Source organism: Streptomyces sp. NPDC111656 (assembly GCF_055656965.1).
In genome coordinates, this window is record NZ_JBVKCA010000016.1 from 194372 (window position 1) to 216794 (window position 22423).

General features: G+C 70.5%; 14 protein-coding genes. 6 read left to right on the forward strand and 8 right to left on the reverse strand.

Annotation, left to right across the window (positions count from 1 at the left end; genetic code table 11):
* Nucleotides 1-104 precede the first annotated feature (104 nt).
* Complete coding sequence (locus ACZ7M3_RS37430) at nt 105-1730, forward strand: protein kinase domain-containing protein (RefSeq protein WP_472069422.1); 1626 nt, start codon at nt 105-107, stop codon at nt 1728-1730.
* Here ACZ7M3_RS37430 and ACZ7M3_RS37435 read toward each other — a convergent pair.
* The 3 genes from ACZ7M3_RS37435 to tgmA form a co-directional block, all read right to left on the reverse strand.
* A complete protein-coding gene (locus ACZ7M3_RS37435) occupies nt 1722-4997 on the reverse strand; it encodes an amidohydrolase family protein (RefSeq protein ID WP_472069424.1) in 3276 nt (1091 codons plus the stop codon). The genes ACZ7M3_RS37430 and ACZ7M3_RS37435 overlap by 9 nt on opposite strands.
* Nucleotides 4998-5118: 121 nt before the next feature.
* Nucleotides 5119-6063, reverse strand: a complete 945-nt coding sequence (gene tgmB, locus ACZ7M3_RS37440) for an ATP-grasp ribosomal peptide maturase (RefSeq protein ID WP_472069426.1) — start codon at nt 6061-6063, stop codon at nt 5119-5121.
* A gap of 15 nt (nt 6064-6078) precedes the next feature.
* Nucleotides 6079-6270 (reverse strand): putative ATP-grasp-modified RiPP, encoded by a 192-nt coding sequence (tgmA, locus tag ACZ7M3_RS37445; RefSeq protein ID WP_060896220.1) that lies wholly within the window; start codon nt 6268-6270, stop codon nt 6079-6081.
* 238 nt (nt 6271-6508) lie between these two features.
* On the opposite strand from tgmA, the gene ACZ7M3_RS37450 reads away from it, so the two are divergent.
* Nucleotides 6509-7537: a hypothetical protein gene (locus ACZ7M3_RS37450; protein WP_472069428.1), complete on the forward strand. Its 1029-nt coding sequence runs from the start codon at nt 6509-6511 to the stop codon at nt 7535-7537.
* Between the two features lie 51 nt (nt 7538-7588).
* Here ACZ7M3_RS37450 and ACZ7M3_RS37455 read toward each other — a convergent pair whose 3' ends face one another.
* The 3 genes from ACZ7M3_RS37455 to ACZ7M3_RS37465 all read right to left on the reverse strand — a co-directional run bounded on the left by ACZ7M3_RS37455 (nt 7589) and on the right by ACZ7M3_RS37465 (nt 13264).
* The gene (locus tag ACZ7M3_RS37455; protein ID WP_472069430.1) at nt 7589-10030 is read right to left on the reverse strand and encodes a GH92 family glycosyl hydrolase; all 2442 of its coding nucleotides are present in this window, start codon (nt 10028-10030) and stop codon (nt 7589-7591) included.
* Nucleotides 10031-10290: 260 nt separating this feature from the next.
* Complete coding sequence (locus tag ACZ7M3_RS37460) at nt 10291-11463, reverse strand: FAD-dependent oxidoreductase (protein ID WP_472069432.1); 1173 nt, start codon at nt 11461-11463, stop codon at nt 10291-10293.
* Between the two features lie 817 nt (nt 11464-12280).
* Nucleotides 12281-13264: an aldo/keto reductase gene (locus tag ACZ7M3_RS37465; protein WP_472069434.1), complete on the reverse strand. Its 984-nt coding sequence runs from the start codon at nt 13262-13264 to the stop codon at nt 12281-12283.
* A 160-nt stretch (nt 13265-13424) separates the two neighbouring features.
* On the opposite strand from ACZ7M3_RS37465, the gene ACZ7M3_RS37470 reads away from it, so the two are divergent.
* Nucleotides 13425-15161: a cholesterol oxidase substrate-binding domain-containing protein gene (locus ACZ7M3_RS37470; protein ID WP_472069436.1), complete on the forward strand. Its 1737-nt coding sequence runs from the start codon at nt 13425-13427 to the stop codon at nt 15159-15161.
* 27 nt (nt 15162-15188) lie between these two features.
* Here ACZ7M3_RS37470 and ACZ7M3_RS37475 read toward each other — a convergent pair whose 3' ends face one another.
* Nucleotides 15189-15845 (reverse strand): TMEM175 family protein, encoded by a 657-nt coding sequence (locus ACZ7M3_RS37475; RefSeq protein WP_472069438.1) that lies wholly within the window; start codon nt 15843-15845, stop codon nt 15189-15191.
* A gap of 301 nt (nt 15846-16146) precedes the next feature.
* Here ACZ7M3_RS37475 and ACZ7M3_RS37480 point away from each other — a divergent pair, with 301 nt between their 5' ends.
* The 3 genes from ACZ7M3_RS37480 (at nt 16147) to ACZ7M3_RS37490 (ending at nt 21137) form a co-directional block, all read left to right on the forward strand.
* A complete protein-coding gene (locus ACZ7M3_RS37480; protein ID WP_472069440.1) occupies nt 16147-17535 on the forward strand; it encodes a ricin-type beta-trefoil lectin domain protein in 1389 nt (462 codons plus the stop codon).
* Nucleotides 17536-17649: 114 nt separating this feature from the next.
* A complete protein-coding gene (locus tag ACZ7M3_RS37485; protein WP_472069442.1) occupies nt 17650-19818 on the forward strand; it encodes an RICIN domain-containing protein in 2169 nt (722 codons plus the stop codon).
* A 26-nt stretch (nt 19819-19844) separates the two neighbouring features.
* Entirely contained in the window at nt 19845-21137 is a 1293-nt protein-coding gene (locus tag ACZ7M3_RS37490) for a ThuA domain-containing protein (protein ID WP_472069444.1), read from the forward strand.
* Nucleotides 21138-21190: 53 nt separating this feature from the next.
* Here the strand turns inward: ACZ7M3_RS37490 and ACZ7M3_RS37495 are convergent, their stop codons facing one another.
* Nucleotides 21191-22345 carry a glycoside hydrolase family 88 protein gene (locus ACZ7M3_RS37495; RefSeq protein ID WP_472069446.1) on the reverse strand — a complete coding sequence of 385 codons (1155 nt, stop codon included), beginning with the start codon at nt 22343-22345 and terminating at the stop codon, nt 21191-21193.
* Between the last annotated feature and the right edge of the window lie 78 nt (nt 22346-22423).

Sequence of the window (22423 nt, forward strand, 5' to 3'; positions counted from 1 at the left end):
TTCCGGAAAACCGGGCCTCGGAATGGCCTGCCTTTGAACACACAACGTCACATCCGCCGTACATCCGGGAAAGGTGAGAGTCCGGTGCGCAGCGAGGGATGACCATGGTCAAGGTGCAAGTCTCCACGGATGAGTTGGTCGCCGGAAGATACCGCCTGCTGGAGGGCGTCCAGCACGAGGAGGGACGTGAGGGCTGGCACGGTCAGGACGTCGAGTCCGAGCGGCCGGTCACCCTGACGCGCTCCCGGCTCCCGGCCCATCTCCGTGAGGAGGCGGAGCTGCGCACCGCCGTCCGGATCACCCGGGAGTCCGAGGCCCTGGGGCTGGTCTGCCCCGGGCGGGTGTCCGTCGTCTTCGACGTCGTCGAGGACAAGGATTTCCTGTGGACGGTCACCGCACGGCCGGAGGGCGTTCCGCTCAGCGTGCTCCTCGGGCACGGCCCGGTGGACTACGTCCGCGCGGCCCGGATCGGGCTCGGCGTGCTCGACGTCCTGGGCGCGGCCCATCAGGAAGGGATCACGCACGGCGACCTCAGCCCCGGCCAGCTATGGGTGGAGGAGCAGGGCGGGGTCACGGTGGCCGGCTTCGGGCTGATGGGGGTCAGCGCGTCCCCGCGCGTCACGGCACCGTCGTACGCCTCTCCCGAGCAGGCCCGTGGCGAGGGCGGTGGACCGGCCACGGACCTGTGGGCGCTGGGCGCGATCATGTACGAGATGGTCGAGGGCCGGCCGGCCATCCGGGACCGGGGAGGGCTCGAAGCGACGTTCCGCGCCGTGGAACGGCTGCCCATCCGGGCCCCGTTGAGCGCCGGTCCGCTCAGTCCGGCCATTCAGGGGCTCCTGCGCAGGGATCCGGTGGAGCGGGTGCCCGAGTCGGTCGTACGGGAGGCGCTCACGCGCATTCTCAAGGCGGAACTCGACGACGACTCGATGCCCACCGAGACCCTCCCGATCTTCCGGGACCTCGACGCCCCGCCGACGAGGCGGGTGTGGGGCAAGGTGCCCCTCAGCCGCCCGGTGCTGCTGGGCGGGGCGCTGGCCGTGACGGTCGTCTGCTTCGCCGGGCTCACCGCGGCGGGCGGGCTGTCCGAGCGCGGCACCTCCGCGTCCGGTCCCGCGCCGTCCCCCAGGGTTTCCGCCACACCGTCCCCCGCGCCGAGCGCCTCACCCAGCAACACCGTTCCCCAGCAGGCCCCGTCGACGTCCCCCTCCCCCTCTTCCTCATCCGCCTCCCCTTCTCCGTCCCACACCGTCACCGAGGACCCGCCGACCGGCTTCTTCCGCTACACCGCGCCCCAGGGCTTCTCCGTCGAGCTGCCCAAGGGCTGGAAGCCGCTGCGGACCGAGAATTCCGCCGACGGCTCCTATCGGGTCACGCTCGGCGCGAGTGGGGACCCGCGCACGCTGGTCGTCACCTACAGCACCCAGCTCACCTCGGACCCCGTCGCGGTCTGGCGTGAGGTGGACACCTCGCTGCGCGGCGACTCCATCGCCTACGAACGAGTGGGTGACATCCGCGCCGTCACCTACCAGGGCTACAAGGGGGCGGACATGGAGTGGCTTTCGACGAACGGCGGAGTCCGTGAGCGCACGTTCGGGCGCGGCTACCTCATCGCCGACCACGAGGGCTTCTCACTCAGGTGGACGACCCCGGCCGCCGACTGGGACACCACCGCCAACCGGGCCGCCCTGGCCACCTTCCTGCGGACCTTCAAGGGCGGATCACAGTGAACCCGTATGGCAACAGCCGTCCCTGCGCATCAGCCGCCCCACTTCGAGCCAGTCGTCCTCGGTCGCGGCGCGCCACCGCTCCGATGCCGCCGTCGCCGAGACCTGCGACGGCGGCTCGAACGCGGCCACCAGGTCCTGCGTCACGTACGGCGTTCCGCCCCTCAGCACCGACACCGTGCGGACGAGGGTGTCGAAGTCCTCGAAGGGATCGCCGTCCACCACCGTGAGATCGGCGAGTTTCCCCGGCTGTACGGTGCCGAGGTCGCCGTCGAGGCCGAAGAGGCGGGCCGGCAGGACGGTCGCGGTGCGCAGCGCCCCGGCCGGGGACAGCCCGCCGCGGTGCAGGGCGCGCAGACCCAGGTGCAGGGAGAGCCCGACCGGTACGAGGGGCTGGTCCGTGCCGAGCGCGACGAGACCGCCCGCGGCCAGCACCCGCCGGTAGACGTCCGTCTCGGTGCGCAGAGTGGCCAGTTGGGCCGCGGTGGGCGGCACGCCCGCGGACCGCCGTACGGCGGCGGAGTCCCACGGAGGCATGACGACGGTGACGCGGGCGTCGTCGGCGAGCCCCGGATCGGCGCCGAGCAGCGGCGCGGAGGTGAACGGTGTGGCGACGAGGGCGAAGTCGGCACCCTGCCCGGTGTAGATCTCCACGACGTCCTCGTAGGCCCGCCCGGTCGCGCTCAACGCGTGTCCGAACTCCCCGCGCTGGGTGGCCAGCAGATGAGTCGTCAGGTCCAGTCCGCTCTGGATGCCGGGTGACAGGAGATGGCTCCCCGAGCGCACCCCGAGCCGCTCGTGCGCGAACCGCGCCGCTTCCTCCATCACCCAACTCGGCGCTCGCACATAGGTCTTGACGAAGTCCCAGTCGAGGGCGACACCCCGCTCCAGCGACCTGCGCAGACCGTCCCGCGTGCGGTGGGCGCGCCCCATGCTGTAGGCGACCCGCGAGCCGTCGAGCAGTTCGCCGGTCGTCAGCAGGCGGGGTCCGGCGAGCTCACCGACGGCCACCGCCTCGCGGATACGGGCCTGTTCGTAGGCGAATCCGCCCAGGGAGACGGCCGTCGTGATCCCGTAGGTCAGTTGTCCTACGGTCTGGCGACCTCCGTAGGTGCTCTGCCAGGGGTGGGTGTGGGTGTCCCACAGCCCGGGGATCACGGTGCGGTTCGAGGCGTCGATCCTGCGGAGGGCGCCACGGCGGCGGGCCCGGTGCGGCGCGACTTCGGCGACGCGTCCGCCGCGTACGACGATGTCCACGTCGTCCCTGACCGACTCGCCGGTGCCGTCCCACAGGCGCCCGGCGTGCACCACCATGTCGGCGGGAGCGGGCCGGTGCTGGTCGAGCGGGACCCGGACGGTGCGGTGACCCTGCCCGTCGATGCCGATGAGCCGCAGGCGGCCCGCCGAGAGGTACAGGAGGGTCTTGGAGTCGCCGGACCAGGAGGGGTGGTCGGCGGGTTCGGTGGCGAGGGTGCGCGGGGCGCCGGTCGGGGTGCCGTCGGGGGCGACGGGCAGCAGGCACAGCGCGGACTCGACGACGACCGCCATCCAGCGTCCGTCGGGTGACCAGACGGGTCCGGAGTCGTAGCGGTCGGCGATGCAGACGTGGGGTGCGACGGCGTGGAGGCGGTCGGTGCCGGTCGTGGTGTCGACGATCCGGATGACGTTGTAGCCCTCGCGGAAGCGGAGGTTGAGGCGGTTGCGGTCGCACAGCGCGAGGTATCTGCCGTCGGGCGACCAGCTGGGGCGGCCGGGCAGCCCGCCGCCGCCGAGCGGGGTCACCAGGACCCGCTCCTCACCGCTGCCCAGATCGCGCAGGAGGAGCCCTCCGGTCATGTCGAGACAGGCGAGCCGCATCCCGTCGGGCGAGAGCGCGGGATGGACCCGTCCGCCCGTGGCGAGCGCGGTCTCCTCTCCGGTGGCGAGATCGCGCCGGTACACGCCGAGCAGTCCGTCGCGGTCGTCGGCGTACACGAGGGACCGTCCGTCGCGTGCCCAGACCGGTGCGAGCAGATAGCGGGTGGGCCCGGACTTCCGCAGCCGCTCGGGCGGGCGCCCGCCCGAGGTTGCGGCCAGCCAGAGCGAGTTGAGGGCGGCGAAGGCGATCCGCCGTCCGTCGGGGGCCAGCGCGGGCAGGTGGATGCCCCGCACCGGGCGCACCCGCTCCTCGCCGAGGTCGTACTCCTTGGTCCGGTACCGCGGCCGGTCCACCGGCAGTTCGCCCTCGAAGGGGATCGGCTCGGTCCGCGCCGGCTTCTCCGGTCGTACGAGGGTGAAGTGGCCGTCCACGGTGAGGAGCAGTTCCCCCGCCGCGGTCCAGCGTGGCGGCACGGGTGCGAGGTCTCCGGCGAGCGCGACGGGCGAGCCGTCGACGACGAGGGTGCAGGAGGCGCTCGGGGCAGCGGTGACGCGCAGGTACGCGAGGCGGCGGCCGTCGGGGGCGAGGGCCGGGGTCATGACCTGTGCGGCCGCGGTCTCCGTGTGCTCGACGACGACCGGGCCCGCGACGCCGGCCGGTACGGCGGCGATGGTGCGGGCTTCGAGGCCGGGTCCCGTGGGCAGGGTGACGGCCTTCGCGCGGACGAAGAGGACGCGCCTGCCGTCCGGCGACCAGGTGGGATCGAAGTCCTCGTAGGGGCCGTCCTGCAGCGGGCCGTCCTGACCGGTGAGCCCGGTGACGCGGGTCAGTTCGCCGCTTGCCAGGTCCAGGACGTGGATGCGGTACGGGCTGCCCTCGACCGGGTCGCCGCCCCGCTCGGAGGCGAAGGCGATCCGGGTGCCGTCCGGGGACCAGGCCGGGGCGCGGTCGTCCCAGGGGCCGTCGGTGCGCTGCCGTACGTCCGAGCCGTCGGGGCGCATGGTCCACAGGTGGTAACCGCCGCCCTGGTACGCGCAGAACGCGATGAGCTTGCCGTCCGGGGAGTGCGTGGGCCGGTCGGGTTCGAGGCCGGCCGGGGTGAGGGGCACGGCACGGCCGCCGGTGCGCGGGAGCGACCACAGCACATGCTGGATCTCGACGATCAGCCGGTCGCCGGCCGGCGAGAGCGTGGCCGCGCCGTTGGTGGCCTCCGAGAACGGCAGGGAGAGCGCGGCACGGCTGCTCGCCGCGGACGGAGCGGCGCCGAGGACGGTGGAGGAAACGCCCACGACACCCGCGGCGCCTGCCGCGGCGAGGAGTTGACGACGGGAAGGACGAGAGAAGGGGGAGCGTGCGGAAAGCGGGGAGGGACGGGAGGTGGGGAAGGCTTCGGGGCTCCGGTCACGTTCCATGGCAGAGAACGCTTACTCATCTCAAAGCCCGTGAGCAACAGCGCCATTCACGCCAAACGGGTACGGTCGGCCTCCATCGAAGTCGGATCGACGCGCGTCAACGAGGTCGGGTCGACGCGCGTCAATGGCCCTTGGCAGTCGGCCTTCGCTGGGAGAGCCACAGGGCGACCGCCTCCGAGATGGGTTGGCCGGTCTCCAGTTCGATGAAGCCGAACTGGCCGCCCTGGTTGCCCTCGAGGAACCACCAGACGCCGTCCCCGTCCTCGGCGAAGTCGAAGGCGGCGTAAGCGAGTCCGGTGAACGCGGTGTACTCCTGGACCGAGCGGGAGATGCGGCCGGGCACCGGGGTGGGCTCCCAGCCGTGTCCGGTGTCGCCGAAGCGCCCGTCGACCTGCCCGGCCTCGGCCACCTTGCGTGCGGCGAACAGTTGGTTGCCGATACAGGTGAGCCGGATGTCGGCCCGCTTGGGGATGTACTGCTGAAGCAGCGCGGGACCGGCCGCGACGCCCGAGAAGTCGGCGTCGGGGCCGATCAGTGTGGTCGGCAGGGCCACCGGGGGTTCGCCGGGCGGCGGCCCCGAGGCGGACTTCACCACGACCTGCCGGTACTCCTCCACGAACTGCTGGGCCACCCGGGGAGCGGTGGTGATCACGGTCGGTGGGACCGCGAAGCCACTGCTGTGGGCGACCCGCAGCTGCCAGGGTTTGTGCCGGGCCTGCTCGGCCCGGCGCGGGTGGTTCATCCAGCGGGTGGAGGCGGAGTAGAGCATGCCGAACAGGGCCTGCTTGGTCTCGGCGGTGAGCCACGGCGAGGGCTCCGCCGCGTGCGCCGCGGGTTCACCCGGACGGCGTACCCACACGGAACGCAGGCCGCCCATGCTGAGCACATGGCCGTTGACCGAGAGGTAGCCGTCGAAGTCGCCGTGCGCGTAGTCCGCGGACAGCACCGCCTTGCCCGGCAGGTCGGCCGGGTCCAGGCGCACCATGGGCACGCCCTGTTCGTGCAGCCTGGCCACGACCATGTCGGCGGTGACGTCCTGCTCCGCCGTGAGAATGAGTACCGTCATGTGAGTGAGGGACCGTCAGTCGTCGAAGTGCGTCTGGGAACCGGCGGTGGAGGTGGTCGTGCCGGTGGCCATGAGGAGGGCGTGGTCACTGACGGCCGGGCGGCCGTCCGGCAGCACGTTCAGTTGCAGGGACACGTCGAAGTGGTACGGGGGTATTGCGGCCGAATGCCCTGTGGGCAAGGCGTAGTTGAGGGTGAACGGTCGCACGAAGGTTCCTCCCGCCATCTCACAATGTTCTGCACCCTTCCCTACGTGTCACGACCGTAAGGAATTCATCACTTTCCGCCACATCGGGGTGAAGGGCATCACATCGCGTCGATTCAGGCTTGCTAGTTTCCGTATTGCACGTGTGTGTGCTTGGTTGTCTGCTTGACCCAGGCCGAAAGCTTCGGCCAAGGCTTCATTCTCTGTAATCTAGACGCCGTCCCACCCAGGAGAGTTCCCGGTGACCGTAGTTCTCGATCCGAGTGCCCAATCCGCCCCGATCCAGGGCGTGTTGGACCCCATCTCGTGTGACGCACGCGACTTCGGTGCCTATGCGCGAACCGGCGGCTGGACCTTCGCCCTGAAGGTGGCGCGGAGCGTGCGCCCCGGTGGGCAGTCCGCGGACGAGACGCCGAAGGTGTCCGCGAAGGAGTTCGCCGAGCTGGCCGGGTGCTCCCCCGAACGGGTGATGCGCTATTACAAGGCCTGGGACAGGGCCGCCGACGAGGGTCTCGTCCCGCACTTCGAAGTCCTCGTCCCGGGCCAGGACATCGAGCTGCCGGACGCCGAGGCGTGGCAGACGTACTACGTGTCCCGCTCCAGTGCCACCTCCGAGCGCGGCAGCGCCATCACCGAGGCCGCCGCGGCCGAGGGCATCCGCCCCACCAAGGCCCTGGAGGTCGCCGAGAACCCCACCGCGCTGCGGGCGGCGATCCTCGCCGACCCCTCCACGGCCCAGGCGGCCCGGACCGCGCTCCTCGACCGGGTGAAGGAGGACCCGGCGCTGCAGGCAGAGCTGGCCCGTGACATCGCCCGCACCGACGAGCTGAAGAAGGCGGTCGCCACCGAGACCAGGGCGGCCGACCGGATCGGCTACGTCCGCCAGATCGCGGAGAAGGGCCAGATCAGGACACCGGCCGGACAGACCCTCGACGCCCCGGCCGAACTGCGCTCCGAGGCCGAGCGCCACCTCTCCCTCCTCGACGAGCTGGACGAGGGCGAGGACACCGGCGAATGGGCGACCGAGGCGTACGACACCATGAAGAACCTCGTCGTCGAGACCGTCGAGGCGGACCCCGAACTGCGCGTCCAGGAGCGCCGCACGAAGTTCTACAGCAGCCTGCAGAAGGCCACCAAGGTCTTCGAGGAGCTGACCTTCGACGACGCCGACGACATCTACGAGGACGACATGGTCCAGCGCCTGGAGGAGCTCCAGCAGGCGATCGGCTCCTGCATCACGGCACTTCGCAGCGCGGCTCCCCGCCCGTGAGCCGTGCCGGTGGTCTCCCGGGAAAAGGCCGTTCCCGGGAGACCACCGGTTTCACCGGGGAAGACCGGACGGGTCGGTCGCCCACTGGGTGTTGGGCTGTTCGGCGAGCCGGAAGGCGATCCTGCCGCCCTTCGTCGTCAGGTCGGCATCCGTCCAGGAGCGTTGCGTGGGCCGCCCGTTGACGCGTACGGCGTCGACGTACGGGTGTGCGGCGTCCGCGTCGGGCGCGACGATGACGAGGTCGGCGCCGCCCGGACGGTCCACGACCGCGCTCGGGAAGAGCGGGGCGCCCAGCAGCATCGAGGCGCTGCCCGGGCTCTGGGGATACAGACCGAGGGCGGAGAAGACGTACCAGGCGGACATGGTGCCCAGGTCGTCGTTCCCGGGCAGCCCCGAAGGGCCGGTGCCGTACACGGTGTTGAGGATCTGCCGTACCGTCGCCTGGGTCTTCCAGGGCTGTCCGAGGGCGTTGTACAGCCAGGGCGCGTGGATGCCGGGTTCGTTCGTCGGGTCGTAGCGCAGCGGGTCGCCGCCGCGCACCGACCAGGAGCCGTCCGCCGCGTGGAAGAACCCGTCGAGGCGGGCGGCGGCCTTCTCCCGGCCGCCCATCGCGGCCGCCAGACCCTGGACGTCCTGCGGCACCATCCAGGTGTACGTGGCGCTGGTGCCCTGGGCGAAGCCGAGGTCGCTGCCCGGGTTGAACGGGCCCACCCAGGAGCCGTCGAGCCTGCGGGCCTGGATGTAGCCCGCGTCGGCGGTGGCGGCGGGGTTGAAGACATTGCGCCAGTAGGCGCCGCGCTCGGCGAACACGGCGGCCTCCTGGTCACGGCCGAGCAGCTTCGCCCATCGCGCGAGCGCGGAGTCGGCGACGGCGTCCTCCAGGGTCTCGGCGGCGCCGCCCCAGCAGTGGCAGACGTCCTGCGCGGCGTAGTGCGAGGTCAAGTACTGGGCGAGATTGGGCCGTTGGCCCACGCACTGGCCGGGGCAGCCCGCGTTCGAGAGACCGTCGGCGTTCGGCACGGTGGCCTGCCGGACGAGCGAGTCGAAGGCTCCCTCGTAGTCGAAGTTACGGACGCCCATGGCGTAGAAGGTGGCCAGGGTGGCTGCCGAGGGATCGCCGGTCATGACGTGGGTGGCGCCGCTGATGTGCACCCAGCGGTCCCAGACCCCGTTGTTCTGCTGCGCGAAGTTGTAGAGGGACTGGGCGAAGTCGCCCGCGATCCGCGGTTTCAGCAGGGCGAGCAGCTGTATCTGGGCGCGGTACTGGTCCCAGCCCGAGAAGTTGCTGTACTGCGCGCGCTGGCCGCGGGCGAGGCGGTGCACCGCGCCGTCCATGCCGTAGTACCGGCCGTCGGCGTCGCTGATCAGGTCGGGCTGCATCAGCGCGTGGTAGAGCGCGGTGTAGAAGGTGGTGCGCTGGGCGGAGGTGCCGCCCCCGACGCGTACGGTGCTCAGTTCGCGGTCCCAGGCGCGGGCACCCGCGTCGGCCACCTGGGCGACGCTCGCGTGCGACGGGATCTCCCCACGGAGGTTGGCCTCGGCGCCGCCGAGGCTGACGTACGAGATCCCGATGCGCATGTGGACATCGTTGTCAGAGCTGGTGTCGAAGCCGACGTATCCGCCGGAGCCCCGGCCCGCGCGGTCCGCCCCGGTGGCGTACCCCTCGCCTCCCGAGGCGGAGGCCGAACCCGCCGACAGCGTGCCGTCCTTCCACGTGCCGAAGTCGGAGAAGGCACGGTCGAAGGAGGCGCTGAAGTACAGCTTGTAGTAGCTCTTGCGGTTGTTCGTGCCGCCGTTGGCGCGGCGTCCGCAGAAGGCGCCGGTGAGGACCCAGCCGGTCACCTTGCGGTGCGCGGTGTCGATGTCGACGTACGCGTCCTGGCTGCCGTTGAGGGAGTTGGAGACGCGGAAGAGCAGGTTGGCGGGGCGGTCGCTCGGGAAGCTGAAGTCGGCGACACCGGCACGCTCACTGACGGCCAGGTCGGCGGTGGCGCCCGTCTTGAGACCGAGGGTGTAACGCCCGGGTACGGCCTTCTCCTCGGCGTGGGTGAAGTTCGCGGCATAGACCGCGTCCTTGGTGTCCGCCGAGGGCGAGGACGTCACGTCACCCACGAACGGCATGATCGGTACGTCCCCGGCGGCGCCCGGGTTGCAGCCGGCGCCGTTGACGTGGGTGAGGCTCAACCCCCGGATGCGGGTGGTGTCGTACTGGTAGCCGTTGGCGGCCCCCGTACTGGTCTGATCACCGGTGGTGCTGGTCGGGGACCAGGCGATCATCCCGTACGGGAGGGTGGCGCCGGGGTAGGTGTTGCCGCCGTTCGCCGATCCGATCAGCGGGTCCACGGCGGAGACCGGCCACTGGGGCGGGGGGCCGGCCGCGTCCACCGGGGCGGGAAGGGCGAGGACGACTGCCGTGGTCACGACCACCGCGGCGGACCTGCTCGCGGTGCGACTGCCGAACCGTCTTGCTGTGCGCAGCCATTGGGGGCGCATACGTGGTGTCACCTTCCGTTGGACGAGGAGGTGCGATGACGGGTCGGACCGGGCTGCCCCGACGACTGGCCGCCTCGGGCGCCGGTCCGGGCGTGAGGATAGAAGGCAGCCGGGAGTGCCGGAAGTGGCGTGTGCGGACTGCTGGTTACGGGGTGGTGAAGGGTGCGGGCGGGACGGGCGGACGGGACGGGGATGCGGGCGGGACGGGGGTGCGGGGCTCGGGCGTGCGGGGCTCGGGCGTGCGGGGCTCGCGGGTGGCCTCAGTCGGTCGCGTTCGCCGTCGCCGTCTCGGCCGCCGCACGGTAGAAGGCCATCTGGTCGACGAGCGGCTGGGGTGCGTGCGGGGCGAAGCAGAGGTCGAGGTTCTCCGCCGATGCGGCCGCCGCGGACTCGCTGCGCGGGAAGAGCGCCTGCTCGTACGCCGCCAGGGCCTTCTCGGTGTCGTCCAGGTGGGCGGCGATGGCCGTCCCGAGTTCGGCACCGTCGAGCATGGCGAGGTTGGCGCCCTCACCGGCGAACGGGGACATCAGGTGCGCGGCGTCTCCCAGCAGGGTGACACCCGGGACACGGTCCCAGCGGTGCCCCACCGGCAGGGCGTGGACCGGGCGGGCGACGAGTGCCCCGTCCGCGTCTGCGATCAGCGCCCGCAGCCGCTCGTCCCAGCCTTCGAAGTGCTCCAGGAGACCCGCCTTGGCGGCTTCGACGTCCGTGAAGTCGATGGGGCCGGACGTGGCCCAGTCGGCGGGCGTGCGCAGCGCGGCGTAGACGTGCAGTGAGCCGCCGGGGGTGCGGTGGGCGAGAAAGCCATGACCCTCGGCGAGCGCGAACAACATGCCGTGGCCCACGACGGCGGCGCTCTCCGGGTGCCGGGTGTCGGCGTCGAGGAGGTGCGCCTCGACGAAGGAGAGGTCGAGGTAGGCGGGGGTGGCGTCCGAGACGAGCGGCCGCACCTTCGACCAGGCGCCGTCGGCGCCGATCAGCAGATCGGCGGTGATCGTCCGATCGTCGGCGAACGTCACCTCGTGGCGGCCGTCCTCGAGCGTCCGTACGCCGGTGACCTTGGCGCCCCAGCGGATGGTGCCGTCGGGCAGGGAGCCGAGGAGGAGGTCGCGCAGTACTCCCCGGTCCACCTCGGGCCGTGTGCCGCCCGCGCCGTCGTCCGCCATCCGGACGGTGGCCTCCCGGTCGAGGATGCGCATGGCCTCGCCGCCGGCGTGGATGACCGCCCGGAACTCCTCGTGGAGACCGGCGGCCCGCAGAGCGGCCTGACCGGATTCCTCATGTATGTCCAACATGCCGCCCTGTGTGCGGGCGGCGGATGAGACGTCCAGGTCGAAGACGGCGGACTCGATGCCGTTCAGGTGCAGTACGCGGGCGAGAGTGAGGCCGCCGAGACCGGCGCCGACGACGGCGATGGAGTGGTGAGTGGACAAGGTGTCGCTCCTTCGGAAGGGGTGACGCGGGTCGCTGTCACCTCGCAAAGGTAGCGAACATGTTCGTTGCGAACAAGTGCGTTGCGATCGCGTTCGTTCTCCTTGGGCGTGGCTGCTCGAGGTGCGGGAGGGTTGTGTCGGTAGGTGGGCTGTCGCCAGGAGGGCGAACCAGGAGCACGAACCAGGAGGGCGGACGGGCCCGCCGGAGAACCGGTGGCAGGCAGCCACGCCGGAGGCCCTGTGGCGGGCAGCGCCGACCAGGACAAGGTGCCGAGGGGCCGGAAGGCCGCGCAACAGCACGTCGCCGCCGAGTAGATGCCGGGTAGATCTCGTGGGCGGCGTCGCGCAGCGGCCTTCACAGCCGAGCGCGGTCCCGCTGCGTCCGGGGAAGGCGGTCACTGCTTACTGTTGCTGCCCGCACGCTACCGAAGTGGGTGCGGGCAGCCGGGGGCCACGGACCAGGCTCGCGCGGGCCCGATCCGGCGGGAGCCGCGCCAGGGACCCCGCCCACGCGGAGGCCCACAGGTCCCAGGGACAGAGCGCGACCGCCCGACGCCCCTCCTGGAGGCACAGCCTCAAACCGTCGAGCGGCAGGCCACGCCTACGCGAGGGCAACCCCACGGGCCGAGGCCGCCGACGCCGCCCCCTGACCTGCCGGAAAGCCGAGGCCGGGGACGGCAGCCACCTCAAAAGTCACCGGCGCAGGGACGAGGCCACGGACGGCACTCCCCCGAGGCCGGCCCGACGGGCCGGACCGCCGGCCCGACGAGCGGGGGCCACCGACGGCACCCGTCGCGCGGCCGGCCCCGGAGGGGTGCTACCAGCAGCCCTCCACCTGCTCCTTGATCCGTCGGTCGTAGAGTTCCTCGATCGCGTCCAGCGTCTCCGCAGGCAGCGCCGGCAGCTTCGCGGCGGTCGCGTTGGCGCGGGCCTGTTCGGGCGAGCGGGCGCCGGGGATCACCGTGGTCACTCCGGGCTGCTGGATGATCCAGCGCAGCGCCAGCTGGGCCGGGGTGACGCCCTCCGGGGCGAGCGCGGAGAACTCGGCCGCCGCCTCCACGCCGGTCACGAAGTCGACGCCGGAGAAGGTCTCGCCCTGGTCGAAGGACTCCCCGTGACGGTTGTACGTCCGGTGGTCGTCCGCCGCGAACACCGTGTCCTTCGTGTACTTGCCGGAGAGCAGCCCGGAGGCCAGCGGAACGCGGGCGATGATCGCGACGCCCGCCTCCCGTGCCGCCGGCAGGACCTGCCGCAGGGGCTTCATGCGGAACGGGTTCAGAATGATCTGCACGCTCGCCACGTTCGGCCGCGCGATCGCGGTCAGCGCCTCGTCACACGTCTCGACACTCACCCCGTACGCGGCGATCCGCTCCTCCTCGACCAGCGTGTCCAGCGCGTCGAACACCTCGTCCGACGAGTAGACGGGGGTCGGTGGGCAGTGCAGCTGCACCAGGTCGATGCGGTCGACGCCGAGGTTGCGCCGGGAACGGTCGTTCCACGCACGGAAGTTGTCGAGGACGTAGTTCTGCGGAATCTGCTCGACCCGGCGCCCCATCTTCGTCGCCACCATCACGTGCAGGTCAGGTCGGGCACTGAGGAAGGACGCGACCGCCTGCTCACTGCGCCCGTCGCCGTACACGTCAGCGGTGTCGAAGAACGTCACCCCCGACTCCGCCGCGGTCTCCAGCACCGCCTCGGCGTCCGCAGCGCTCACGTCGCCCCAGTCGGCGCCGAGCTGCCACGTACCGAGACCGATGACCGATGCCTTCTGGCCTGACCTGCCGAATTCACGCTCGTCCATGCCGTCAGTCTGACATCTCCACCCGCCCGCGCAGGACGCCCACCCCGCCCGCGCCCACCTGCGCCCCCCAGGCGGACGCAACAGCGCGTCATTCACTCGAACGGGTGAGGCCTTTTGGCGGACGGGTGATGCGTGTCAACCGTCACCTACCGTCAACCGGGTGACCGACCATTCAGAAAGTGAAGGGCGCACCCCCTGGTCCCGTCGGGGGTTCCTGCTGAGCGCGGCCTCACTCACCGCGCTGCTGCCACTCGCGCCGGCGGACCGCGCCGCCGCGGCGCAGGAGCTCCCCGGATTCCCCGAGGGTGTCGACGTCTACCGGTCGGCGTACCGCAACTGGGTCGGCGAGATCACCGCCACAGGACTGTGGGCCTGCGCTCCGGCCGACCAGGACCAGGTGGTCGCCGTGGTCAACTGGGCCTGGAATCACGGCTGGTCGGTGCGCGCCCGGGGCAGTTCCCACGGCTGGTCCCCGCTGACGATCCCCACGGGGACCGAGGCGGGCGCTCCCGTGCTGCTGGTCGACACCGCCCGACATCTCACCGGTGTGTCCCTGGAGTCCACCGACCCCGCCGTCGTACGAGCCGGTGCCGGCCTCACGCTCGAAGCGCTGCTCGGTCATCTGGAGGACCACGGCCTCGGCCTCACGGCGACGCCCGCGCCCGGTGACCTGACGCTCGGCGGCGCCCTGGCCATCGACGCGCACGGCACGGCCGTTCCGGCCCACGGCGAGAGCAGACTGCCCGGGCACACCTACGGCTCGCTCAGCAATCTCGTCCTGTCCCTCACGGCGGTGGTGTGGGACGCGGACAGCGACGCCTATGTCCTGCGGACGTACGAAAGGGACGACCCCGACGGTGCGGCGCTCCTCACGCATCTCGGCCGCGCCCTGGTCACCGAGGTGACGCTGCGCGTGGGCGCCAACACCCATCTGCGCTGCGTCAGCCGAACCGACATCCCCGCCGCCGAACTCTTCGCGCCGCCGGGCGGCCCCGAGGGCGGACGCACCTTCGCGAGCTTCCTGGACGAGTCGGGGCGCGCGGAGGCGATCTGGTTCGCGTTCACCGAGCACCCCTGGCTGAAGGTCTGGAGTGTCGCCCCCACCCGGCCGCCCGCCTCCCGCCGCGTGGGGTCGCCGTACAACTACCCCTTCTCGGACAACATCCCCACCGTCGTCGCCGATCTCGCCGGACGCATGGTGGCCGACGCGGCGTGGTACCTGGCCCCGCTCCTGGGCGCCGCGCAGCTCACCGCGGCGGCCGTGGGACTGACCGCCACCTTGTCGGCCGACCTCTGGGGACCGTCGAAGAACACGCTGCTCTACATCAGGCCCACCACACTGCGGGTGACCGCCAACGGGTACGCGGTGCTCACCTCGCGTGCCGAAGTGCAGCGCGTCGTCGCCAAGTTCACGGCCTTCTTCCGCGAGCGTCTCACCGCCTACGCCGCCCAGGGTCGCCACCCCGTCAACGGCCAGGTGGAAATCAGGGTGACCGGCCTCGACCACCCGTCCGACGCCGACTCGGCGGGCGCCCGCGCGCCACTGCTGTCCGCGCTGCGCCCTCGCGCCGACCACCCCGAATGGGACACGGCTGTCTGGCTGGACGTGCTGACACTGCCCGGGACGCCCGACGCGGAGGCGTTCTACCGGGAGTTGGAGCGCTTCCTGCTGACGACGTACGACGGCGGGTACGCCCTCACCCGCGTCGAGTGGTCCAAGGGCTGGGGCTATACGGACGAGGCCGCCTGGGACGACGAGGAGGTGCTGGGCACCGCGGTGCCCGCCTCCTTCGGGGACGGCGTGGGCCCGGGCTGGGACGAGGCGGCCGCCGTCCTGGACCGGCTCGATCCTCACCGGGTTTTCGGCACGGCCCTCCTCAACCGGCTCTTCCCCTGATGTCCGGTCCCGCGAAGCGCGGTGGTCTCACTCGACGGCAGCGGTCAGTTGCTCGTGGTCGGGCGTACTCGTCTCTCGGAACAGCAGACGCACGGGAACCGTGAGGAGCCACCAGTACTTGGCGGCCGTCGGCGAGGCGAGCGACACCGGAATCGAGGTGGCGAAGACGAGGACGGTCAGGAGGCCCCTCAGGACCGACTGCCTGAACTGCGCGGGGGTCACGGTCGGCTTGGCAAGGGCCGGACTGGCCCACAGGCGGGCGGACATGGCTGTGAGCAGCCCGACGGCGAGGACGATCGTCGCCGCGTAGACCGAGGTGGCCACGGCGGTGTTGCCGTACTCGCTGATGAGGCGCGTGGGGAACGGGAGCGCGGCCACGACGGCGAGCAGAGCGAGATAGAGGCGGAGCAGCCAGTTGTCGAGCGCGGCGATCTGCCGGAAGAGCGCGTGCTGGCCCAGCCACAGGGCGCCGATGACGGCGAAGCTCAGCAGATACGCCCCGAATTTGGGCAGGGCGTCCCTCAGCGCGGCTCCGACCTCGCCGTCTGCCAGTCCCTCGGGAACGGTGATGTCGAGCGCGAGCAGCGTGATGGCGATCGCGATCACCGCGTCGCCGAAGGTGACGAGTCGGTCGGGATCCATCATGGCGTCGCGGCGGGGCAGGCGCGGGACACGGTTGTTCATCAGGAGGGCACCAGGGGTGTGAGGAACGCCTGTCGGCGTCTACGGGGACGACGAGCGGCAGAGTACAGGCGCCTGCCGCAAAGCCCGCCCGATCGGAGCCTGTTGAACCTCCCCAGTATGGCCGATGCGTTCAACTCCTCGTGAACCCCGGTCAATTCGAAGCCCGCTTTGCTTCATCTCTTGACGAGTTTGGTTCAGACCTTTAGGTTCACCGATCACTACAGCTCCATGAATGCACTCAAGGTTCACGGACATGAACGCCCCCCCACTTTCAGCCTCCCCGAAGGGCTGTGACCCTCTGATGGCAAGACAATCCCTCGCGCGCTCGACCGCGCTGCGCGCCACCCTGACCACGGCGGTGTTCGCTCTCTCCGCCGGCGCCCTGAGCGTCTCCCCCGCCTCCGCCGCCACCGGGACCATCACCGGACTCGCGGGCAAGTGCCTCGACGTGGCCGGCGCGAACTCCGCGAACGGCACGGCCGTTCAGCTCTACGACTGCAACGGCACCACCGCCCAGCAGTGGACCGTCGGCTCCGACGGAACCGTACGGGCCCTCGGCAAGTGTCTTGACGTCACCGGCAACTCGACCGCGGACGGGGCCAAGCTCCAGCTGTGGGACTGTACGGGCGGCGCCAACCAGAAGTGGACGGTCTCCGCCGCCCGCGACCTCGTCAATCCGCAGGCGAACAAGTGCGCCGACGTCACCGGCAACACCTCGGCCAACGGCACACCGATCCAGATCTGGACCTGCAGCGGCGCCGCCAACCAGAAGTGGACCGCGCCCGCCGCCGACGGCGGAGGCACACCCCCCTCCGCGCCGATGGCCGTCGCCCCCTACCTCTACAACGGCTGGGGCAACCCGCCGAGCCCCACCACCGTCATGAACGCCACCGGCGTCAAGTGGTTCACGCTGGCCTTCGTCCTCAGCAACGGCTACTGCAACCCGCAGTGGGACGGCGGCCGCGCGCTGACCGGCGGCGTCGACCAGCAGACCATCAACGCCGTGCGCTCGGCCGGCGGCGATGTCGTCCCCTCCTTCGGCGGCTACAGCGGCAACAAGCTGGAGAGCTCCTGCTCCAGCGCCGGAGAACTGGCCGCCGCGTACCAGAAGGTCATCAACGCGTACGGGCTCAAGGCGATCGACATCGACATCGAGGCCGACGCCTACAGCAACACGACGGTCCAGCAGCGCACCGTGGACGCGCTCAAGACAGTCAAGGCCAACAACCCGGGCATCAAGGTGTACGTCACCATCGGCACCGGGCAGAGCGGCCCCGACACGAGTCTCATCAACCGGGCCGCGTCGTCCGGGCTGACCGTGGACGCCTGGACGATCATGCCGTTCGACTTCGGCGGCGCGGGCCAGAACATGGGCACGCTGACCCAGAGGGCCGCGGAGGGCCTGAAGACGGCCCTCAAGAACGCGTACGGCTACAGCGACGACCAGGCGTACCGGGACATGGGCATCTCCTCCATGAACGGCATCACCGACAACAACGAGACCGTCACCACCGCCGACTTCCAGACCATCCTCGGCTACGCGCAGACGCACCACCTCGCGCGGCTGACGTTCTGGTCGGCCAACCGTGACCGTCCCTGCCCGGGCAGCTACCCGAACGACGACACCTGCTCCGGAGTGGCCCAGAGCAACTGGCAGTTCACCAGCATCTTCGCCAAGTACACCGGCTGACGGACACACTCCGCACTCCCCCACCCCCCATCACCACAGGAGACATCCGTGCCCAGATCCGTGCCCAGATGGCAGAGACTGTCCGGCCGCCACCGGATACCGAAGGTTCTGACCGTGTTCGCGCTCGTGGCGACCACCGCGTCCGGCATCGAGTTCGCCTCGCAGGACTCGGCGAGCGCGCAGACCGCGGCGGCCGCCGCCCTGCCGACCGGCTATACCACCGTGGTCAACAAGGGCAGCGGCAAGTGCGTCGACGCCCGCTCGGCCGCGAGTGCCGACGGCACCGCGGTCCAGCAGTACGCGTGCAACGGCAGCACCGCCCAGAACTGGCAACTGGTGGCCACCAGCAACGGCTACTACCGCGTGAACAGCAACCTGGACGCCACAAAGGCGTGGGACGTCACCGACGTCTCCACCGCCGACTCCGCGCCCGTCCAGCTGTGGACGTACGGCGGCGGCAACAACCAGCAGTGGCTGCCCGTCGCCGAGGCCGCCGGCGCCTACCACTTCGTCAACCGCAACAGCGGGAAGTGTCTGGATGTCCCCAGCGCCTCCACCGCGGACAGCGTGCAGTTGGCGCAGTACACCTGCAACGGCACCGCCGCGCAGTCCTTCACTCTGGGCGGCGGCACGACGAACCCGCCGGGCACTCCGGACTTCGGTCCCAACGTGACGGTGTTCGACCCGTCGATGTCGGCGGCCGGCATCCAGTCCAAGCTGGACTCGGTCTTCTCCCAGCAGGAGACCAACCAGTTCGGCTCGGCCCGCCAGGCCCTGCTGTTCAAGCCCGGCACCTACAGCGCCAACGCCAACGTCGGCTTCTACACGCAGGTCGCAGGCCTCGGCTTCTCGCCGGACGACGTGACCATCAACGGTTCCGTGCACGCGGAGGCCGACTGGTTCCAGGGCAACGCCACCCAGAACTTCTGGCGCGACGCCGAGAACCTGTCGGTCAACCCCACGGGCGGCACCGACCGCTGGGCCGTCTCCCAGGCCGCCCCGTACCGGCGCATGCACGTGCGCGGCAACCTCGCGCTCGACGACGGCGGCTGGTCCAGCGGCGGCTTCATCTCCGACACCAAGGTCGACGGGCAGATCCAGTCCGGCACCCAGCAGCAGTTCCTCACCCGGAACTCCCAGATGGGCAGTTGGTCCGGCTCCAACTGGAACATGGTCTTCGTCGGTGACCAGGGCGCGCCCGCCCAGTCCTTCCCGACGTACACCAACGTCGCAAGTTCCCCGACGATCCGCGAGAAGCCGTTCCTGTACGTCGACAGCGCGGGCGCCTACCAGGTGTTCGTGCCCGGTCTGCAGTCCAACGCCGTCGGCACCACGTGGAGTGGGAAGACCCCGGCGGGCAAGTCCCTGCCGATCGACCAGTTCTACATTGTCAAGCCCGGCGCCACCGCGGCCGACATGAACTCGGCCCTCGCGGCAGGCAAGAACCTGCTGGTCACCCCCGGCGTCTACCACCTCAACCAGACGATCAACATCACGCGCCCCGACACGGTGGTGCTGGGCATGGGCCTGGCCACCTTCGTGCCGGACGGCGGGATCACCGCCGTCACCACCGCCGACGTGGACGGCATCCAGCTGGCGGGCCTGCTGATCGACGCGGGCACCACCAACTCCTCGACCCTGATGCAGATCGGCCCGTCCGGTTCGTCCGCCACGCACGCGGCCGACCCGACGCAGCTGTCCGACGTCTTCATCCGGATCGGCGGCGCCACCGTCGGCAAGGCGACCAACTCGCTGGTGATCAACAGCGCCAACACGATCATCGACCACACCTGGATCTGGCGGGCCGACCACGGCAACTCCGGCACGGTCGGCTGGACGACCAACACGGCGGACAACGGCCTGACCGTCAACGGCAACAACGTGACCGCGTACGGCCTGTTCGTCGAGCACTACCAGAGGACCCAGGTCATCTGGAGCGGCAACGGTGGCCGGACGTACTTCTTCCAGAACGAGATGCCCTACGACCCGCCGAACCAGGCCTCCTGGATGAACGGCAGCGGGAAGGGCTATCCCGCCTACAAGGTCGCCTCGTCCGTCACCAGCCACGAGGCATGGGGTCTGGGCAGCTACTGCTACTTCAGTGCCAACTCGAGCGTGGTGGCCGATCACGCCTTCGAGGTGCCGAGCGTGTCAGGGGTCAAGTTCCACGACATGGTGACCGTCTCGCTGGGCGGTGTCGGCACCATCAGCCACATCATCAACAGCACGGGAGGACCGTCCAACTCCAGCACCAACGTCGCCTACCTCACCAACTACCCGTAAACCGCACGGAAAGGATCGATCAGCAGATGCACACCATCAGATCCGGTTCCACCCGCGCGGCCCTGAGGATCCTCCTCCTGCTGGGGGCGCTGCTCGGCCTCGCGGTACCGCCCGCCGCCCACGCGAGCACGGCGGCGACCCCGTTCAAGGTGCTCGCGCTCTACAGCGGCACCTACGACGCGGCGCACATCGACTTCGACAAGGAGGCCAACGTCTGGTTTCCGCAGCAGGCCGCGGCGAACGGCTTCACCTACACGGCCAGCACCAACTGGGACCTGCTCGCCAACGGCGGGGTCAACGCCTACCAAGTCGTCCTCTTCCTCGATGACTTGCCGCAGACGTCCGCCCAACGAACCGGTTTCGAGGCGTACATGCGGGGCGGTGGTGCCTGGATGGGCTTCCATGTCTCCGCCTTCACGACCGATGCCGCGAGCTGGTCCTGGTACCACAACCAGTTCCTCGGCTCCGGGAACTTCCAGTCGAACACCTGGGGTCCGACATCGGTGACCCTGAAGGTCGAGGACCGGACGCACGCGGCCACCAAGAACCTGCCGGCCACGTTCACCTCGTCGGTCAGCGAGTGGTACAGCTGGTCCAACGATCTGCGGCAGAACCCGAACATCAGGATCCTGGCCTCGATCGACCCCAGCAGCTTCCCGGTGGGAACTGATCCCAACCAGTCCTGGTACAGCGGCTATTACCCGATCCTGTGGACCAACACGCAGTACAAGATGCTGTACGCGAACTTCGGCCACAACGCGATGAACTACTCGACCAACACGCGTCTGTCCTCGACGTTCGCGAGCGCGACACAGAATCAGTTCCTGCTGGACGGCCTCAAGTGGCTGGGAGGGGGCGACACCGGCACGCCTCCGGCCGACTCCCCCTCCGAGACCGCCTGGTACTCGCTGACCAATGCCGGCAACGGCACCTGTGTGGACGCCCGTTCGGCCGCCACGGCGAACGGGACCGTGATCCAGCAGTACGCCTGCAACGGCACCCAGGCCCAGCAGTTCCAGTTCCGCTCGACCGACAGCGGATACCGACAGGCCGCCATCCGTGTCAATCCACAGCAGGTCATCGACGTGACCGGTGTCTCGACGGCCGACAACGCGCCGCTCCAGTTGTGGAGTTACTCCGGCGGACAGAACCAGCAGTGGCTTCCGGCGAAGGAGAGCACCGGGCGCTACCACTTCACGGCTCGCCACAGCGGCAAGTGCCTGACCGCGGCGAGCGCCTCGACGAACAGCGTCCAGCTCACCCAGCGCACCTGCGACGGCTCCGCGGCACAGAGCTTCACGCTCACCGCGCAGCCCTGACAGCGACAGGCCGGTGCCCCCGCCGTATGCGGCGGGGGCACCGGTGCGTCGCGTCAGGGTCCGGCCAGGCGGGCGAGTTCGGTCCCGGCGAGCAGGAAGGCGCCCACGCCGAAGTTCGCGGTGCTGTCGTAGGTGACGGGCTGGCTGGATTCCGGGCGGTCGCCGACGTTCTGGACGTAGCCGAGGAACCCGTCCGGGTGTACGGCCGTGCTGACGAGGCCGTTCCAGGCGCGGGCCACGACCGGGAGGTGGGTACGCCGGTCGACGAGGCCGGCCCGGATCGCGTAGGAGGTGCCGTAGAGGAAGAAGGAGGTGCCGCTCGTCTCGGGGCCGGGCAGATGGGTGGCGTCGGCGAGGTTGACGTTCCAGAAGCCGTCGGTGCGCTGGATCCCGGCGACGGCCGTCACCAGACGTACCAGGGTGTCGCGGTATTCGCCGGTGTGCCGCTCGGCGGGCGGCAGCGCCTTGAGCGTCTTGGCGTGTCCGCCGGCCACCCAGCCGTTGCCGCGCGACCAGACCACCGGCTTGCCCGCGGGCGAGAGGATCCCGCCGGGGACCCCGGGGAGGAACCGCTTGTCCCGGTACCAGAGCCCCGTGTCGGCGTCGTAGAGTCCGGGTCCGCCCTCCACACGCTTGGTGTGGTCGTAGAGGGCGTACAGCTTCTGCCAGTACCCCGGGTCGCCGCGGAGCACTCCGATCCTGGCGAACGGAGGCATCGCCATGTGCAGGGCGTCGTCCCACCACCAGTCGTCGTTCTTGTCCGGCTGGTCGGTGTAGACCATGCGGTGGAGCGACTCCTCGATGGCGGAGATCTTGCTCTCCTCCGGCTCGATCTCGTACAGGTCGAGGTAGGCCTGCCCGGCGTTGTGGTTGTCGGCATGGCGCGTGGTGACCCCGCCGTTGAGGCCGTACGCGTGCTTCTCGGCCCAGTTCCTGGCGTACCCCAGATAGCGGGGGCTGCCGGTCAGGCGCTGGAGGGCGAGCAGTCCGCTGAAGAAGGTGGCGTTGGCCCAGCCGTTGTCGCCGGGGTCCGCGTGCGCGCCGATCCACTGGTCGGCCACGCGCCGCAGGACGGCGACGACCGCGGCTCTGGAGGGCAGCGGCGCGGCGGGCGTCGGAGCGGCTTGCGCTGGGTCCGTCAGGGCGGGCTGGAGCGAGGCGGCGGCCGCGAGGGCGGCTCCACCGGTCAGCAGGCGTCGTCTACGCATATGAACAACTCCTACGGATGGGGACTCCCATCCTCAACACCCGTCTCACTCCCTGTCCATGGCGCGTCGTCAACTTGT